The 19,115-nt window shown below is 52.7% G+C and carries 11 protein-coding genes; 7 read left to right on the top strand and 4 right to left on the bottom strand.

The features are described from left to right. Positions 1–32 precede the first annotated feature (32 nt). A complete protein-coding gene (locus IEY24_RS10350) occupies positions 33–4,199 on the bottom strand; it encodes a hybrid sensor histidine kinase/response regulator transcription factor (RefSeq protein WP_188931363.1) in 4,167 nt (1,388 codons plus the stop codon). 280 nt (positions 4,200–4,479) lie between these two features. On the opposite strand from IEY24_RS10350, the gene IEY24_RS10345 reads away from it, so the two are divergent. From IEY24_RS10345 to IEY24_RS10315, 7 genes are all read left to right on the top strand, one after another. Next, positions 4,480–7,728, top strand: a complete 3,249-nt coding sequence (locus IEY24_RS10345) for a SusC/RagA family TonB-linked outer membrane protein (RefSeq protein WP_188931361.1) — start codon at positions 4,480–4,482, stop codon at positions 7,726–7,728. Positions 7,729–7,735: 7 nt separating this feature from the next. Next, positions 7,736–9,550, top strand: coding sequence for a RagB/SusD family nutrient uptake outer membrane protein (locus tag IEY24_RS10340; protein ID WP_188931359.1), 1,815 nt, complete (start codon positions 7,736–7,738; stop codon positions 9,548–9,550). Between the two features lie 67 nt (positions 9,551–9,617). Beyond that, positions 9,618–10,625, top strand: coding sequence for a glycoside hydrolase family 43 protein (locus IEY24_RS10335; protein ID WP_229222132.1), 1,008 nt, complete (start codon positions 9,618–9,620; stop codon positions 10,623–10,625). 107 nt (positions 10,626–10,732) lie between these two features. Next, entirely contained in the window at positions 10,733–11,821 is a 1,089-nt protein-coding gene (locus tag IEY24_RS10330; protein WP_188931355.1) for a Gfo/Idh/MocA family protein, read from the top strand. Between the two features lie 16 nt (positions 11,822–11,837). Continuing rightward, positions 11,838–13,763 (top strand): alpha/beta hydrolase-fold protein, encoded by a 1,926-nt coding sequence (locus IEY24_RS10325; protein WP_188931353.1) that lies wholly within the window; start codon positions 11,838–11,840, stop codon positions 13,761–13,763. A gap of 26 nt (positions 13,764–13,789) precedes the next feature. Further along, complete coding sequence (locus IEY24_RS10320) at positions 13,790–14,875, top strand: endo-1,4-beta-xylanase (RefSeq protein WP_188931351.1); 1,086 nt, start codon at positions 13,790–13,792, stop codon at positions 14,873–14,875. A 201-nt stretch (positions 14,876–15,076) separates the two neighbouring features. Then, positions 15,077–15,484 (top strand): Dabb family protein, encoded by a 408-nt coding sequence (locus IEY24_RS10315; RefSeq protein WP_188931349.1) that lies wholly within the window; start codon positions 15,077–15,079, stop codon positions 15,482–15,484. A gap of 62 nt (positions 15,485–15,546) precedes the next feature. On the opposite strand, the gene IEY24_RS10310 is transcribed toward IEY24_RS10315, so the two are convergent. The 3 genes from IEY24_RS10310 to IEY24_RS10300 all read right to left on the bottom strand — a co-directional run bounded on the left by IEY24_RS10310 (position 15,547) and on the right by IEY24_RS10300 (position 19,055). Continuing rightward, positions 15,547–17,271 (bottom strand): tetratricopeptide repeat protein, encoded by a 1,725-nt coding sequence (locus IEY24_RS10310; RefSeq protein ID WP_188931347.1) that lies wholly within the window; start codon positions 17,269–17,271, stop codon positions 15,547–15,549. A gap of 186 nt (positions 17,272–17,457) precedes the next feature. Next, entirely contained in the window at positions 17,458–17,883 is a 426-nt protein-coding gene (locus IEY24_RS10305; RefSeq protein WP_188931345.1) for a hypothetical protein, read from the bottom strand. A gap of 62 nt (positions 17,884–17,945) precedes the next feature. Then, positions 17,946–19,055 (bottom strand): hypothetical protein, encoded by a 1,110-nt coding sequence (locus IEY24_RS10300; RefSeq protein ID WP_188931343.1) that lies wholly within the window; start codon positions 19,053–19,055, stop codon positions 17,946–17,948. Positions 19,056–19,115: the final 60 nt, after the last annotated feature.

Here is a 19,115-nt window from a genome sequence, read left to right as displayed (position 1 = left end):
GAACAATCCGATTTTATTTAAAATAATGTAATTCAATGTGATGCGTGTAAAAATGGCTTGCGCTTCATTGCCATGTATTCGGAAGGGAGCATGTTGAATTTGGCCTTGAACGACTTGGTGAAATAGTTGGGCGTGGCAAAACCGGCCGTGTAGGAGATCTGCGAAACATTCATATCGCTTTTTTCGAGCAATAGCGCAGCTTTTTCCAATTTGATCGACCGGATAAACTCGATGGGTGTTTGTCCGCTGATTTCCAGTACTTTGGTATAAAGCGTCCCCCGGCTCATGCCCACATGCCGGGCGAGGTTTTCTACACTGAGCTGTGGTGAATTCAGGTTGTCGTCGATATACGAAAGCATGTCGCGGAGCAGTTTTACATCCCCGGATTCGATTGCCACATCACGGCCCGACATTTGTATCTGCCTCGAATACACATCTTTAAGCAGCCGGTTGAGCAGCAGCAGGTTATTGATCTTCACATTCAGTATTTCAAAATTAAAAGGCTTGGTCAGGTAATCGTTTGCCCCGGAGCTGAGCCCTTTCAATTGCTGTTCTTCGCCGCTCGACGCCGTGAGGAGAATGATCGGGATGTGGCTGGTCCGTTTATCGGATTTGATTTTTTCGCTCATGGCCAGCCCATCCATTTCCGGCATCGCGATGTCGCTTACGATCAGCTCGGGGTGGTAGCTTAATGCTTTTTGCCAGCCTTCCCGGCCATCAGCCGCTTCCAGCACACGGTAATGCGTTTCCAGGTTCTCTTTGAGATAATGCCTGAACTCCACATTATCCTCCACGATCAGGATTCGGGGCAAGTCGTTGCCCGGCAAACCGTTGCGCGGCAAACCGTTGCGCGGCATTTCATCGGGGGCTGGCGGTATTTTACCGGCCGGTCCGGCGACTTTTTCAGGTAGAACAATGTCCGCGAAAGGAGCCGCGGCTGCATCCGCTGGCGTAATTTCGACAGGGTTGAACACCAACGTTTCACAAGGCAACGCGACAGTGAAAATGCTACCCTTACCCGCATTGTTGCCGACAGTGATGAACCCGCCATGCATTTGCACAAACTCTCTGACAATGGAAAGACCGATCCCGCTGCCCTGGTTGAGTACCGAAGCGTCGGCCTCGTCCTGGAAGAACCGGTCGAATATTTTTTCGTGATTTTCGGTCGAAATACCGATGCCGGTGTCGGATACCTTGATATACAGCCAGTTTTGCTGCGAATCGTCGGTGCTGCATTTCAATTGCAATGCCACCTCGCCGCCCTCGGGTGTAAATTTGAATGCATTCGAAAGCAGGTTAAATAGTACGCGCTCCATTTTGCCGGCGTCGAAATCGATCAGTAAATGTTCCACAGCACTGTCGAAAGTGAAACGGATCCTTTTCCGCTGCGAAAGGTCGCTGAATGAATCGCAGGCGTCGCGGATGAACGGCACGATGTCGGCGCGTCGCAAATCGGCTTTCAGTTCCTGTTCCTGCAGGTTTTTGAAATCCAGCAGCTGGTCAACCAGATTGAGCAGTCGTTTGGCGTTGCGTCGGATGGCCGCAATTTGCGGCTGATGCCGTTGCTCCTGGCCGAGCAGGTTGTCGACGGGTGCGAGGATGAGCGAAATAGGCGTGCGGAATTCATGACTGAGGTTAGTCAGAAACTTAATTTTGAGCCTGTCCAGCTCTTGGGCGCGTTCGGTTTCCCGGCGGGCCTGCTCTTCCCTGAATTTCCGGTGCAGCCTGCGGATACCGCGCCGCCGCATGAGGAACACCGCCGCAACGGGCGCCAGCACATAGAAAATGTAGGCATAAATGGTAAGGTAGAACGGCGGCTTCACAATCACGGCGACAGTCGCCGGTGGAGAGCTCCAATCACTGTCGTCGCTGCTGGCCTGTACTTCGAAGCGGTAATCGCCGGGACTGAGGTTGGTATAACTGGCGGTAGCTGCCTTGCCCGCCTGCTGCCACTCGTTTTGCAGTCCCACAAGCCGGTACCGGTAGGCGGTCTGTTCGGGGTTGGTGTAGTTGAGTGCCCCGTAAGCGATGGAAAAATTCTGCTTGTAATCGAGCCGGATCGACTGCGCGACGGAAATATCGGCATCGATCATGCCCGAATCTGCGGAAGTAATGGTGCGGTTTCCTACTTTCAGGTCCCTTAAGATCACCGGAGTTTGACCCTGGTTTCTTTTCAGGCCATGGGTATCGATGTAGTTGAAACCCGCAATGCCGCCGAAAAAGAGCAGGTTATCGGACGTGCGCAGGCCTGCCCCTAATGCGAAAGTGTTGTTTTGCAGGCCATTATGCGTGGTATAGTTGGTAAATTTCTTCTTGTGTATATCAAAAAAACTGATCCCTTCATTGGTACTTACCCAGATACGCCCCTGCGCGTCCTCCAACACCTTGTTGATCATGCCGCTCGAAAGCCCCTCATTGACGCCGAATGTGATGAATTTTCGTGTTTTCGGATTAAATAAAGCGAGACCTTCGCCGCCGGTACCGGCCCAGATGTTTCCTCGGCTGTCTTCCAGGAGCGAGAGTACATTGTTGCTGGGCAATGCGGCTTTGTCGCGATCGAGCAGTACGGAAGTGCGACTTTCGGGGTCAAAAACGGCGATGCCGGTACCGTGCGACGCGATCCACATTTTGCCGTGCCGATCTTCCAGAATATCGCGGATGTAGGCATTCAGCGGGATAATACGATTTGGCAGGGAAATATTCTGGTCAAAAAGCCGTTCGAACTGCTCCGTTTCGGGGTGGAATATATTCACTCCTCCGCCATTGGTACCGATCCACAGCCTTCCTTTTTTGTCTTTGGTAAGGGCAAAAATGTTGTTGTTGCCCAGCGAACCGGCTTCCGTGCCCTGCGTGAACTGCTCGTACCGGCCGGTAGCGGGGTTGAGCCGGAAAAGTCCGTCCTGAAATGTGCCGATCCAGAGCGCATCGGGCGCGGTCAGTTTCAGCGACAGCACGGCAAGCCCCGATGAAGCGGCCTTGTTCCTCGGATGAATGGCGTATTTGCGGAAAAGGTTGGTTTTGCGGTCGTACAGGTTCACCCCGCCGTCGTCGGTGCCAACGAAAATGCGGCCATCGGAATGCTCGGCGAAGGAAGTCACAAACGGAGCACTGAGGCCGTACGGGTCGTAAGGATCACAACGTTTCAAGCCGAAAAGCATGAGGCTGCGGTCGTATTTGTTGACACCGCCTTTGTAGGTGCCCAGCCAGGTAATGCCCGCAGGATCGGTGAGAATGCTGCGTATAGACTTGTTCGTTATGCTGAACGGCGTGCGCGGGTCGGGTGAGCGGTGCGTAATGCCGCCCGTGCGGGTATCAATGATGTTCAATCCGCCGTCGGTGCCGACCCAGACTTCCTCCCGGCTTTGCGCGGCAACCGAGAAGATCATATTGTTGCTGATCGAATGGCTGTTTCCCGGTTGATAGCTGAAACGCCGGATTTGTTTCCCTTCCGCAGAAAGGACAAACAGGCCATTCTGCGTGCCGACCCACATGCTGCCGGTACTGTCCTCTTCAATGGACGTTACAAATTCTGCCCCCGCCTGATAGCGTTCGGCAGCGCGGTAGTCTATGGAGAAAAAGCGGTTATGTTTATTCAAATACCTGAAAAGCCCATTGCCCGTACCGACCCACATTTGCTGTTGACGGTCGCGGAATATTCGGTGTACGTGCTTCCCCGCTACCTGCGCCGGAGTACCGGGAACAGCTGCGAAAGTTTTGATCTCAAATGTGAGAGGATCGACGATAATCAGGCCCTGCGTAGTTCCTATCCATATTTTGCCCTGCCCATCCCCGCATATCGAATTGATACTGTGATAGGTTTTGATCCGCACGAACGAATCTTTCCGGCGGTCGTACAGATGCAGGGAGCCCATGATCGTCCCGACCCATATGCGTCCCGCTCGATCTTCGTAGAGCGCCGAAATGTCGTTCGATTTAAGGGAGTTCGGATCTGTTTTCCGGTGTCTGTAAACGGTGAAACCTGTCCCGTCGAATTTGTTAAGGCCGTCGTCGGTAGCGAACCAGAGCAACCCGTAACGGTCTTTCAGGATTGCGGTGACCGTGTTGGAAGAAAGCCCGTCCATGGAAGTAATGGCTGTAAAACGAGGCTGTTCGTTTTGGCCCATGGCCGTCCTGCCAACGCCGATGAACAGCAGCAGGAAGCAAATCGGCAGGAGCAGGAAAGGCCTGGTCTGTTTCAATTTCAATGCTTTAAATAGAGGTCAGTAATAAAGACGAAAGAAAGATGCTTTTCTCCTCGTCAGGAATGGGTTAAATGCAACTTTGTCCCTGAATCGGCCACTTCTCGCCCTGTTTTGAACATTTGTTCCCATAGTTTGAACAAATGTGCTCACGGGCGGCCTCACGGCCATGCTACTTTTGTCCATTGCCAGGTTACCATAAATTATTGGAATCATTATGTTCTAAAAATATATTGTCAAAATGACAAATAAAAATTTTCAACAAAAACCCTGCAAGCCTATGCGCTACTTTTTACAGAACAAGAGAAACCGGCTCGAAGCATTAGCGACCATAGGATGGCCGATAATGCTCATGGCGACGCTGGGCCACGCGGCCCCCGTCCGTGCATTGGAAACCGATTTGAACAAACGGTTGGCAAGGCAGGCCAGCTATGTCGTTGCGGATGTGGAGATAACGGGCAAGGTTACTGGCGAGACGGGCGATGCATTGCCCGGCGCGAATATCCTCATTAAAGGCACCACACGGGGCACGAGCGCCGACGAGAATGGTAATTTCAGAATTTCGATCCCCGATAATGAGAGCACTGTACTCGTATTTTCGCTGGTGGGTTACGCTAGCAAAGAAGTGGTGACGGGCAATCAGAGGATCATCAACGTGTCGCTCGCACCCGATCACAAGGTGCTGGAAGAAGTGGTGGTGGTCGGCTACGGAACGCAACGCAAACGGGATGTGACCGGCTCGGTGGTGTCCGTAAGCGAGTCAACCCTCAAAGAAGTGCCCGCGCCCAACCTGATCAGCCAGCTTAAAGGCCGTGCGGCGGGGGTGTCCATTATCAGCAATGGCAGCACGCCCGGCTCGCAGGGGCAGATCAGAATCAGGGGCAATAGGACGCTTACGACAAGTTCCGGATCCAGCGATGGGCTGGACGGCCCGTTGGTGGTGGTCGACGGAATACCTTTCGGAGGGTTGAACGACATCAATCCCGACGATATTGTAAGCCTGGAAGTATTGAAAGACGCTTCTGCAACGGCTATTTACGGCTCGCGCGGCGCGGGTGGTGTGATCCTCGTGACAACCAAAAGAGGGAAGGTAGGCAAGCCCGTTTTTAGTTACGACGGTTACCACGGAGAGACCCGCATTATGGGTAAATTCAATGTCATGAACGGCGCTGAATATGCCCAGTTCAAAACCGACGCGGCGAAATACAACCGCAGCAGCCCCGGCACATCGGGTTATCTGCTCACTCCTAAGGAGCAGGAAGCCCTGGCCAACGGCGTGTCTACCGACTGGCAGGACCTGATCTACAAGCCGGGTTTCATGTCCAATCACCAGCTTGGCATGCAGGGCGGCGTTGAAAACACGCAGTATTCGCTCGGGCTGGGGTATTTCAATGAAACGGGCATTATCCCTAATCAGAGTTTCCAGCGCTTCAACCTCCGCGCGACCGTTGACCAGCGCATTGGGAAGAATATCAAAATCGGGCTGAACACGCTGAATACTCTCACCTACCAGAACACGCCCGGTGGTGGCGGCGTACCAGGCGGATTGGTACGCCTGACTCCGCTGGCGTCACCTTACAATGCCGATGGCAGCGTCAATATGTTCCCGTCGGAGGGCTCGATCGATGCTGCCGGCGTGAGTCCGCTCACGATTCTGACCAAAAAGGATTCGTACCTTGGCCGTACGCGCTCGGTGCGGACGTTCAATAGCCTCTATGCGGAGGTGACCATTTTGCCGGGTTTGAAATACCGGTTTAATGCGGGTTTGAATTTCAGTCAATCGAATTACAATGGCTACAATGGCCCGCTCACGTATTTCAATTCTGCGACGGTACAATCCTCGTCGACAGCCGAGATCAGCAATACCGAGTACTGGGACGTGAACCTGCAACATTTGCTTTATTATGACAAAACATTTGCAGATAAGCACAAACTGGGCTTCACCGCACTTTATGAATATACTAAAAACCACTCATTAGGGAGCCGCTTCACGGTGACGGGCGTTCCGGCGGATTACATTAAAACTTCGAACTTCTCGCTGGCATCCGGCCAACCGGTTGCCAATTCGGATTTCGGTAACTCGTTTTCGGAGACTGGCCTGCTTTCCTACATGGGCAGGATCAATTACAGCTATGACGACCGCTATTTGCTCACGTTGACATTGCGCAGAGATGGCTCTTCCACCTTGTCGCCCGGTAATCAGTACTTCAACTATCCGGCCGTGGGAGTGGGTTGGAATGTGATCGAGGAAGGATTTATGAAAAGCATTGCCTTTGTTTCCAACCTGAAACTGCGTGGCGGCTGGGGGGTATCGGGGAACCGGAATGTGGGCGCGTATTCGACGCTGGGCGCATTGTCGGCCGGGTATTACAACTTCGGGACCGGTACCGCAGGGCAGCAACTGGCCTACACCGTTACCAGCCTTCCCGCGAGCAACCTAAGTTGGCAATCAACCTCTCAGGTCGATATTGGTATCGACTTCGGGTTTCTGAACAACCGCATTACCGGCTCCGTGGACTGGTACCATCAGAAAACGAAGAATATCCTGCTCTCCGTACCGCTTCCTCCAAGCAATGGAGCCGGTTCCACATTGAAAAACCTGGGTAAAACAGAGGGTAAGGGACTGGAAGTGGCTGTCACTTTTGAAATTGCCCGAAAACCGAAAGGGTTCAATTGGAGCGTGGACGCGACCTATTTCTTCAACCGCGAGAAAATCACACAGCTGACCACCCCGCAGGAAAAGGCCAACCTGGGCGCGGGATGGTTCGTAGGACAGCCGCTTTCGGTGATTTATGATTATAAAAAACTGGGTATATGGCAGCTCAGCGACGCCGAGAATGGTACTTTGGCTAAACAGACCTCCCCCGTGCAATATGCGGGGCAGATCAGGGTCCAGGACTTGAATGCGGACGGGAAAATCGACGCGAACGATCGGCAGATCCTCGGTAATTTCCAGCCTAAATGGGAGGGAGGGCTTACTAACCGTTTCAGTTTCAAAAACTTCGACGCGTCCATCGTTACCTATGCGCGGATGGGTATGAAAGTGCTTGTCCCTTACCTTACCGGCAACTCTACGGGTTCGGGTGGGTTTGCATTCTTCAACCAAAGCCGCGTCAACCAGGTGAAAGTCGACTACTGGACTGATACCAACCCCACCAACGCATTCCCGGCGCCCGACGCCAGCAGCGCGGTCGCCAACTTCGGTTCGACGCTCGGGTATTACGACGGCTCGTTCATCAAATGCCGCAGCATTAACCTCGGGTATACGTTCGCCAGCGACATTATCAAAAAGATCGGGGCTACGTCAGCCCGTATTTACGTCAACCTGACGAACCCGTTCATTATCTATTCACCCCTGGTGAAAGACAATCTGGCTGTCGATCCGGAAGGGAACAGCTATGCCAGCGGTCAGTCGACGCTTAACCCGCAAGGGGCCAGTGAGCGTGGGGCACCGGAGCGGCAGATTTCCGTAAACCTTAATAATCCGCCGGTAAGGCAATTCACCGTGGGCGTAAACCTTAAATTCTGATCCGACTATGAAATCCATAAAAGTTTTAATCACCGCGGGCCTGGTCACATTGCTGGGTTCCGGTTGTGAAAAAGTGCTCGAAGAGCATCCGCAATCCCAGATCGTCCCTTCGTATTTCAATAGCCCGTCGGGTGTGCTCGGCGGCATTGCCGGGGTGTACAACGACATTCGCAGCCAATGGGGTACCGAAGGTTTTACCGTGGAAATGCAGGCCGGTACCGATGAGTTTATCCAGGGCCTCAGCGCTGGTACGCCCATTCCTTATACTTACAATGGGCTGAACGGCAGTAACTTCGGGTCGGCCTGGGGCGTCGCATTTCAGGATATCAATACATTGAACGGCGTATTGCAATACGGCCAGACGATCGACCTCCCCGAAGCTACCCGGAAGCAATACCTGGCCCAGGCGAAGTTCCTAAGGGCATTCTGGTATTTCTATCTGGTCCAAACCTGGGGAGATGTGCCCTTGCATACCGAGTTTATTACCGTGCCTTCGCAGGCTGCATCGCGCCAGCCAGCGGCGCAGGTTTATGAGTTGATAATTAAAGATCTGACCGAAGCTGCGGTCGACCTGCCTAACCAGCCGACCGCACCGTTTTTGGGGAAGGCGGCTACCAAGGCGGTGGCGCAATTCCTGCTCGCAAAAGCATACCTTACCCGAGGCTGGCTGAACAACACCGCGGCCGATTTTACGAAAGCAGCCGCATTGTGCGACGAGATCATCGCCAACAAATCGGCTTACGGGCTGGATTTATGGCAGGATTACGGCGACGCATTCGTGGCCGGCAATGATTACGGGAAGGAAACCATGTTCGTCAGCGACCACGTCCTCGACCCTAAATACGGCTATTACAGCGTAGGTGGTGCGGCCGGCGGGGGTGCGGCACAGAACCTTTCGCCGTGGTTTACCAACTGGAATTACCCGAACAACAGCGGTATCAACTCATTTAAAAATGCCGCTGGCGCGTTTGTCAACAGCGGTACTTCGGGCATGATCCGCGACTCGTATTACGGTCGCCCTTATATACGTATGCGCCCGAACTCCGACAAATGGCCCACCGGCCCACACGCAGGCAAGAACTATTTCCTCGACCAGGCGTTTACCAAGCGCGACGTTGACTCCCGTTTTGCCAATTCTTTCTACACGGTTTATATTTCCAATACCTCCATCACCAATGCGGCTAATGCGGCCAACAACAGCCGGGGGATCGGTTATACCACCGTCGTTGGCTCGGATACGGCTGTATGGCTGCCGGATTACGAGGTGCCCGGTGCCCCGCAGTTCGTTGGCACGAGGCCATTCAAGGGCATTGTGGTGCCGCCGAGTCTTTGGAACAACGGTATTTTCCCTGCATTAAAGAAATTCATGGACCCGAGCCGCGGTGCCAACTTTAATGATCCCTCCACCCGTCCCTGCGTCTTGTACCGCTTTTCGGATGTGTACATGACTGGCGCGGAGGCCTATTTCAAAACCGGTGACGCCGCGAAGGCTGCCGCCCTGATCAACGTCGTACGCCAGCGCGCGGCATTCCGCAAAAGCAACACCACCGCGCAGAATGCAGCCGCAGCCGCAGCCATGGCTATTACCGCTGCCGACGTGACCCTGGATTTCATCCTCGACGAGCGTAGCCGCGAGTTTTTCGGAGAATGGCAACGCTGGCACGACCTCGTACGTACGCGCTCGCTTGTGCGCCGCGTGCAGGAATGGAACCAGGAGGCGGCACAATATGTGAAGGAATTCAATATGTTAAGGCCAATTCCGCAGTCTCAGATCGATAGAGTTGTGGACGGGCCTGCTTTTCCTCAAAATTCAGGATATTAAACCGTATTAATCAGCATTGTATATGACCCGCAGCTTTTTATCAGCCGGACTACTGGCTCTGGCGGCTATGGTTGGCCCCGGCCTGGGAACGGGCTTTTGTCAGCACGCCAAGGTGAAGCCGTTGATCAGCGACCTGTTCACCGCCGATCCGTCCGCGCATGTTTTCAACGGCAGGATTTACATTTACCCATCCCACGATATCGAGGCGAATGTGCCTCAGGACGATGAAGGCGGGCATTTCAACATGCGGGATTACCACGTGTATTCGATGGATAACATCGGCGGCAAGGTGACCGACCACGGTGTGGTGCTGGACCTGAAAGACATTCCCTGGGCAGGGCGCCAGCTGTGGGCGCCCGATGCGGCATTTAGGAACGGTACTTATTATTTGTACTTTCCTGTGAAAGATAAGGAGGATGTTTTCCGGATCGGGGTGGCTACTGCCCAATCGCCCGCGGGCCCTTTCAAGGCTGAGGCAAAGCCTATTCCGGGTAGTTACAGCATCGATCCGGCCGTTTTTACCGATACCGACGGGCAGACTTATATGTACTTCGGGGGCATCTGGGGCGGGCAGCTGCAACGCTGGCATTCGGGGAAGTACGACAAGTCACTTTCCACCGACCTGGGCAAGGGCCATGACCAGGAGCCTGCATTAAGCGCCAAAGTGGCGAAGATGAGTGGCGATATGCTCACGTTCGCCGAAACGCCGCGCGACGTGCAGATCCTGGACGAGCAAGGAAAACCGCTGCTCGGTGGCGATCACGATCGCCGGTTTTTCGAAGGGGCATGGATGCACAAGTACAACGGCAAATACTACTTTTCGTATTCTACCGGCGATACCCACTTGCTCTGTTATGCCGAAAGCAACTCGCCTTACGGGCCATTTACTTACAAAGGCGTGATCATGAAACCGGTGGAAGGCTGGACGACCCACCATTCCATTGTAGAATTCAAAGGAAAATGGTACATCTTTTACCACGACACCGAGATTTCCGGCAAGACACACCTGCGTAACGTGAAGGTACGCGAGCTCGTGCGTGGCGCGGATGGCGCGATCGTCCCGATCGTCCCTTAAAATAATACCGATTATTTTGGTAAAACGGATGCCGGTACCGGCTTTTAAAAGCTGTACCGGCATGTTCGTGCCGATGACCTATCCCAAAGCATTCAATCATACAAGCTATGCAAATCGAAAGACGCGATTTTTTATCGACATTAACACTGGCCGGGGCCGCTACGTTGTTCTCCGGTAACCCGCTCATCGCCGCAACTTCCCCGAAAAAGGACAAGCTCGGCATTGCGCTCGTGGGCCTGGGCTATTACAGTACCGACCTGCTTGCTCCCGCGCTGCAACTGACCGAAAAGTGCTATCTCGCGGGCATAGTTACCGGCACGCCCGCGAAAGCCGAAACCTGGAAAGCCAAATACAATATTCCCGACAAGAACATTTACAATTACCAGAACTTCGACCAGATTGCTAAAAACCCGGATATCGACATTGTGTATGTCGTATTGCCGCCCTCGATGCACCGCGAATATGTGGTAAGGGCAGCCAAAGCCGGTAAACATGTGTTTTGCGAGAAGCCCATGGCGCCGTCCGTAGCCGACTGTGAAGCGATGATCGCGGCCTGCAAGAGCAATAAAGTGAAGCTCGCGATCGGCTACCGTTGCCAGCACGACCCGAATATCCAGACTTACATAAAGGTAGCAAAGGAACAGAAGTTCGGGAAAGTAAAAATGGTCAACAGCGCCGCCGGGTATTTCGATGCCCGTACCGATCACTGGAAGCAGAAAAAGGCACTTGGGGGCGGTTGTATGGGCGATATGGGCGTGTATGCATTGCAGGGTGCGCGCCTGGCCACGGGCGAAGAGCCTGTCAGCGTGATCGCCCAGGCTTCGACCACCCGGCCCGACATTTACAAGGAAGTGGAAGAAACAATGATGTTTATGCTCGATTTCCCAAGCGGGGCCAGGGCTGCCTGCCAGACCAGTTTCGGCATTAACATGAACTACCTGCAAGTAAACTACGAAAAAGGCTGGCTGAAAATGGAGCCGCAATCGGGTTACAACGGGAACAAGGGCAGCATGTCGGACGGAACGATTATCAATTTCCCGATCAAAAGCCAGCAGGCGAAGCAAATGGACGAAGACTGCCTGGCCATTATAAACAACACCGACCTGATCGCCCCCGGCGAGGAAGGGCTGCGCGACATACGTGTCGTGGAAGCGATTTACAAATCGGTAGCATCGGGTAAGAGCGTCAGAATTTAAATTTATACAAATAATTATGCTCAAAATTTTCCTGTTTCTGATCCCGTTTCTGGCGGGTTGGGGGGCTTTTGCCCAAAACAATACCGCGAAGGAAATGCCGAAGGGCTTCGATGTGCCCCGGCAGGGTGTTGCGGCCGGGCGAATCGATACGGTAAGCTACAAGTCGAAGACTGTGGGCGCGGTGCGGAAAGCGCTGGTGTACACGCCGCCCGGCTATTCCAAAAGGGTTAAATACCCGGTTTTGTACCTTTTGCACGGTATTGGCGGGGATGAAAAGGAGTGGCTCAAAGGCGGTAATCCGCAGCTGATCCTGGACAACTTGTATGCCGACGGGAAGATTGAGCCGATGATCGTGGTAATGCCCAATGGCCGTGCGATGAAGGACGACCGCGCCACCGGCAACATCATGGCGGCCGATAAGGTGGCGGCATTTACGACGTTCGAGCAGGATTTGCTCACAGACCTGATCCCGTTTGTCGAAAGCAAATATCCCGTACTTACCGATCGCGAGCACCGCGCCATCGCCGGGTTGTCGATGGGCGGCGGGCAGTCGCTGAATTTCGGGCTCGGGAATCTCGACAAATTTGCCTGGGTGGGCGGCTTTTCTTCCGCTCCCAACACCAAAAAGCCCGAAGAACTGATCCCCGACCCGGCGGCTGCACGGCAAAAGTTGAAGTTGTTGTGGCTATCCTGCGGCGACGACGACCGGCTAATCACTTTCAGCAAGCGTACGCACGACTACCTGTTCGTGAACGACGTGCCGCATGTGTACTATGTAGAGCCAGGCGTGCACGATTTCAAGGTTTGGAAGAATGGGCTGTTTATGTTTTCACAGTTTCTTTTCAAACCGGTGGACATCAAAAGTCTCAATCAATACACTATCCTCGGCTCACCGGCTGAAACCAATATCCGCTCGGCGAAATATCCACAAATCTTGCCTGATAACCGGGTCGTGTTCCGTACCAAGGCGCCGGGTGCACAGCGGGTGCAGGTGGATTTGGGTAAAAAGTACGATATGGTGAAAGATACCGCCGGTTTCTGGTCTGTCACGACCGATTCTATCGGGGAAGGCTTTCATTATTATTCGCTTCTGATCGACGGCGTTGCGCTGGCCGACCCGGCCAGTGAAACCTTCTACGGAATGGGCCGCATGGCGAGCGGCATTGAAATACCGTTTAAAGGAGGCGGGTATTATGCGCTCCGCGATGTGCCGCATGGGGATATCCGTGTGAAAAAGTACTTGTCGAAAGCTTCCAACGCCTGGCGCGAAATGTGCGTGTATACCCCGCCAGGTTACGACCAGCTGGCCGAAAAGCTGCCGGTACTTTACCTGCTGCACGGTGGAGGTGAAGACCAGCGCGGCTGGGCAACCCAGGGCCGGACTGGCCTTATTCTGGATAACCTCATCGCCGAAGGCAAAGCCAAACCGATGGTGGTGGTCATGATGGATGGTAACATGGGCGGTGGCGGCGGCATTGCAGGTTTTAATGAGAATGCGTTGAAAATGTTTGAAAATGAACTGAAACAGGGTGTTATGCCATTTGTTGAGGGCAATTTCAGGGTGAGAACCGACGCACAGGGCCGGGCGCTGGCGGGCCTTTCGATGGGCGGTTTGCAGACTTTGTATGCGGGCGTGAAAAATACCGACCAGTTTGCCTACCTGGGTGTATTTAGCTCGGGTTGGTTTGCCAACAACGCGGAGCTTTCGAAGTCGCATTATGCTTTGATCGAAGGGAATTCGAATAATATCAACACTAATCTGAAACATTTCCGCATTTCGATGGGGGGCCAAAAGGACATCGCCTACGAGAATTGCAAGGTAATGCTGGCGAAGTACGACAAGGCGGGCATTCGCTACCAGTACAGCGAATATCCCGGAGGGCATACCTGGCCGGTATGGCGGCACGACCTGTTCGAATTTGCGCAGGTGCTTTTCAAGTGATTCAGGTCAAAAGCAATTTTTGGATTATGAAAAAATACAATTTGCAGGCCGTGCTATCTGCCATGTTGGGCTGCGGGTTTTTGGTCCTGGCCACAGAGCAGGCATTTGCCCAGAAAGCTTTGAAGGATGCTTACCAGGACTACTTCCCGGTCGGTGTAGCGGTGGCTCCAAGGAATTTGTCGGGCCCGGAAGCGGAGCTGATCGTCAGGCAGTTCAACAGCATCACCCCTGAAAATGCGATGAAAATGGGGCCGATCCATCCCGAGCCGGATCGCTATGCCTGGGAGGCGCCCGATGCGATTGTGGCATTTGCGCAGCAGAACGGTATGAAAGTGCGGGGCCACACGCTCTGCTGGCATAACCAGACGCCAAAATGGTTTTTTACTGATGCCGCGGGCAAGCAGGTAACGCGCGAAGTGCTCCTGGAACGCTTGAAACAGCATATTACCGACGTAGTAAGCCGCTATAAGGGCCGCATTTACGCCTGGGATGTGGTGAACGAGGCGGTGCCTGACACGGGAACGGCCATTTACCGCCCATCGAAGTTTTATGAGATCATCGGGGAAGATTATATTGAAAAGGCATTTGAATATGCCCACGCCGCCGATCCTTCCGCGAAGTTGTTTTACAATGATTATAATACCGAGAGCAGCGCCAAACGGGCGAAGATATTTGAGCTACTCAAAAAACTGAAAGCGAAGAATGTGCCCGTCCACGGCGTAGGATTACAGGGGCATTGGTCTGTGTATGAGCCTTCTGAGGCGGAACTGCAAGAGTCGATCAGCCGGTTTGCCAGCCTGGGCCTGGCGGTTCAGATCACTGAACTGGACGTTTCCATTCATGCAAAAGAACACGGTAGACGCGAACTGACCGAGGCCGACAAAACCGTGCTCACGCCTGAGATTCTCGCCAAACAGGCAGCGCAATACGAAATGCTTTTCAAAATATTCCGCAAAAACCGCGGCGTGCTTACCGGCATTACTTTCTGGAATGTATCCGACAAGACCACCTGGCTGGACAATTTCCCGGTACGCGGCAGGAAGGATTACCCGCTGCTGTTCGATGAAAAGCTTCAACCGAAGGCCTATTTTAATAGGATTGTTGATTTTTAGAATGAATGGGGATGGTTTGTCAAGCGCTTTAATTGGTTTTGACTGTCCGGCGCGCGTTTTCGAGTTCTTTTTTCTTGCATGCCTGGGTGGAAATAGCCTCATTTTCATGAGAAAGCGAAGCTGTTTCTAGTTAATTCAAAAAGACCCTAAATTGCAGCAATTAAGCCACTTTTCATCCTTCAATACATCTCAACATCTACAATGAACAACACCCGTCGTAAATTTATCGCAAGTTCCGTCACACTGGCAGCAGGCGCTGTCGCGTCGGTAGCTGCGCCCGCCGCACCTGCGAAAGGCAAAACGCCATTGGTTCACCATGTATTTTTCTGGCTTAAAAACCCCGGCTCCGTGGCCGATCGTGACCGGATCATCGAAGGCCTGAAAACATTGCGGAAGATCGAGGCTATTAAGGAGCTCCGTATCGGCGTAGTGGCGAGTACCGAGAAAAGGGACGTCGTCGACAACAGCTGGGGGGTGTCGGAACTGATGTTTTTTGAAGATCTTGCCGGCCAGGCCAGTTATCAGGACCACCCGATCCACCAAAAGTTCATCAAGGATTGCAGCCACCTTTGGGATAAGGTGATCGTGTACGACGCGATGGACGTTTAGGTAAAACAAAAAATGAAAGTGGGTGTCCCGATTGGATTTGAGACACCCGCTTTTGCTTTTTACTAATCCATAATACTCGATGATGCGGCGATTTTGATGTCGGCATGCTGCCAGGATTTGCCGAAAGCGGATTTTGCCGCTTGCGCTTCGGTGGTGTTTTTTTGTTGTTCCAAAGCATTGTAGAGACCAATCAGCGCCCAGCCGTTTTTCTTCCAGGTCAGTAAATCCTGGCGATAGACGCGTTCGGCTTCTGCATTCTTTCCGGCTTTAAGCAGCACCGCGCCCAGGTGGTGCCGGACCGAGAAAAACCAGTCGGGCGGCTCATTGTAGTTGAGGTTGTCTTCGATGGCAATGGCCTCTCTGAGCAGCGAGGCTGACTTGTCGAGCTGGTTTTGCTGTGCTGCTAGGCCGGCCGACAGCACTTTGGACGCGATTTGTACCAGGTCCGCCGAAGTGTTGATATTCCAGATGGTGAGGTGTTTCAGGGTGGTGTCGGCTGCCAATGCACCGAGTGCCTTCACTTCTTCCTGTGCGTGGGGCAGGTCATGTTTTCCTAAAAAAGCCATTCCCCTCGCGTAATGCCAGATTGCCCGCGGGTAAACCAGATCTTTTGCCGGGCTCGGCTCTGCAAGAAGGGTGTCCCACATCGAAAATTTCGCGGCTACATAATAGGGGATGGTATAATAATGCTGCAGCGTGCCCCAGCCGGGTTGGCGCATTACCTCCTTCGCGGTGTATTGCTGTACTTTCCGCGCAGCCAGCCAAGCCAGCTCCGAGTTGCCTTCCAGTGTAGCGGTAGCGGCCAGGAAGTGGTAATTGTGCGGAAAATAGGCGAGCGGGTAGGCACCTTGCGCATGGCAGGTGGTAATGTAGCTGCTGTCGGCCTCTACCGAGCGGACGTTGGAAAGCGAGCCCAGATGGTAGTCGCCGGTATTGATGTAAACATGCGACGGCATATGGAGCAGGTGACCGGCACCGGGAACCAGAGAATCGAGCAGCGCGGCAGAAGCCAGGGCTTTTTCAGGCGTTGCGGAAGCCTCCTGTGCGTGTATGTACAGGTGATGCGCACCCGGGTGCTGCGGGTTCTTTTGTAGCAGGCCTTCCAGAACAGCTACCAGCGCCGGTGTCCAGGATTTCGGAGCCTTCGTTTTTTTTTCGTACAGGTCCCAGGGGTGCAGGTCCATCTGCGCCTCGGCATACAGCGCCCCGATATCAGGATCGGAAGGAAATTGCGTGTATACTTTTTTCATGGCTGCGGCATAAGCAATGTCCAGCGAAGCTCTGTCGGCGGGAGGTACTTTGGCATACCGTGCGGCGAGTGCGCCGATCAGCGCCTTTTCTTTCGGCGTGCAGTTGGCTGCCAGCCGTTGTGCTTTCTCGCCCGCAGCCCAGGCACGCTCAAAATTGTCTTCCTCCATACCTGCATTATAATTGGGTCCGAGCACGTAGGCGAAACCCCAGTAGGCCATGGCGCAGGTCGAATCGAGCCGGGTGGCTTCATAAAACGACCGGGCAGCTTCCGCGTGGTTGAAACCGTAGGAGAGCATCATTCCCTGGTTGAAATAGGCCTGTGCTTCCGGGTTAGTAGTCGAAATTTTGAAATTGACGCCTTGCAATCCGCTCAGGATCGGCGCCTTTTTTTTCGAACGGTACCATTCGGCGTCGGTGGTTTGGGGGTTGTAACACACCGTGATCCTGTCGGATACGGGTTTTTCTTTTTCCTCCTTCTTTTTGAAGCAGGCCGAAAGAATAACAACGAGTGCGAGGTAACAATGGCCGTGCTTCATGAGCGTAGAAGTTTGAGTCACAGATCATGTTTAGGTAAAATAGGCCGCGGGGCGCGGTATATGCAAATATAGAAAATATCACACTGGAAATGAGTGTGTTGTGGGGTTATTAGCAAACGGCAGGAAGTGAGGTAAGCTAATAACCGATGGGCGAGCCGGATGAGTAACCCTGGATGTTATACGCCGCTATTTTTTTCTGACATATTTGCTAATTCCCCCGTTACATGACTCGATCGTCATCTCGTCGCCTGTTTGGGTGATGATCAGCTTCGGGCAGGCCCAGCAGTCGACCAAGCCGCAATCCAGGTCATGAGGCACGTCCTTAAGCGGTTTTACTTCGAACGCCTTTCCATTGACCAGGTACTCAGACGCGGCGCAACAAGATGCAAATCCGTCGTACAGCATCACGCCATCGAAACGGATCGAAAAGGCTCTCTGCGGCTCGTTGGTCATGTTTTTAATAACTGTTGAATCGCCGGAAGTATACCGGGTTTCAATCATATGCCATTCGCCGACAATGCCGGAGATTTCCGGTTGAGGTTCGGGATCTCTATCGCGTTTGCACTGGGCAAAGGCTAATGCGAGTACGAGAAAAAGTAATAGTCTGTTCATAATGTCACCAATTTATGACTTAGACCCGTCCAGAAGGCATATAGTTGTAACGCTATGATCGTCTACATCTTTTTTACCAGTTTGGTTTTTGCTTTCGATGTGTCGAATCCGATGGCAAGTTTCAGGTTGAATTGCGTGCCGCCGTAATCTTTAATCAAATTGGACGGATTTATTGATGCCCGGCATTTGTAAAAAAAGCTGACGTTTTCATACGGATCGTGCCTGCTTCCAAAATAGCGGTTAATCTCGAGTCCTACTACCGGGCTATATCCGTCCAGTCTTCGCTTGTCGTCTTTGTCCGATTTGGCTGGTGTGAATTCGTTGACCGAAAAGCCTGCGAAAGGAACAGCCAGCCATTTGTTTTCAGGTAGCTTTACGCCGTAAGTAATTTCAATCGAAGCAAAATGGGTTTTCATTCTGGGCGACCAGTATCCTCTGTTTTCTAGTTCTTGTTTTGTTTTATTAAAATCCAAATTCAAATCCAGAACAAACCGTGATCTTTTTACGCCCACATTAAAACCAAAATTCAGCCCTGTCGCGTCGGTAAAGTAATCGCTGGTTTTACCTGTAAATATGCTTCGTGTTGCACCAAGAAAAAGACCCAGCTGCAACTTTCCCGGGCTCCTTTCTTCTGTAATTTCCGGTGTATTTCGTAATAGATCGGCTACTTTGGATTCCCATTCGGCAAATGCCTGTTCATTATCAGGCTCGGAAAGTTGCCCTGTCATGTTCTTTTTCAACTGGGAAACTTCATTGTTTGCCTGCGAAATCGCATTGTCGATGGCCGTTTTTGCCGGTGTATTCCTTTCATTCAGCTCGCCGAGCTCGAAAACTTTTGATTTAATCAGCTTGCTCTGGTAACCCGACAGATCGAATAATAACCGGGCATAACGCAAAGCATTTACATTGGAATCGGGCAGGGTAGCGGTCTTCCGGTTTAACAATGCATAGGCATGGATGATCGGAAGATATTTGCCCGGTTTCGTTGGCTGAAGTGTGTAATCGTAATGTACGATGACATCTGCGAAAAGATGTTTACTGGAATGGTCAATCGAAAAATCGCTGAATTTTAACGTGATGCCCGGGTGCCAACGGATCGTATCGGACTGAGCGACAGAGAAATCGAAAATCAGGAATAGACAGCAAGTTAGGAGAGTGAACTTTTTGAGCACGGGTATGGAAGTAGTTTATGGCTTGAATTTAATGTAAAACTAATCTGAAAAATATTCGCA

Origin of the sequence: Dyadobacter endophyticus, assembly GCF_014641595.1 — a bacterium.
In the GTDB taxonomy this organism is placed as follows: domain Bacteria; phylum Bacteroidota; class Bacteroidia; order Cytophagales; family Spirosomataceae; genus Dyadobacter; species Dyadobacter endophyticus.
Note: the sequence above shows the minus strand (reverse complement) of the source record. Positions and strands in the feature narration are given on the sequence as shown.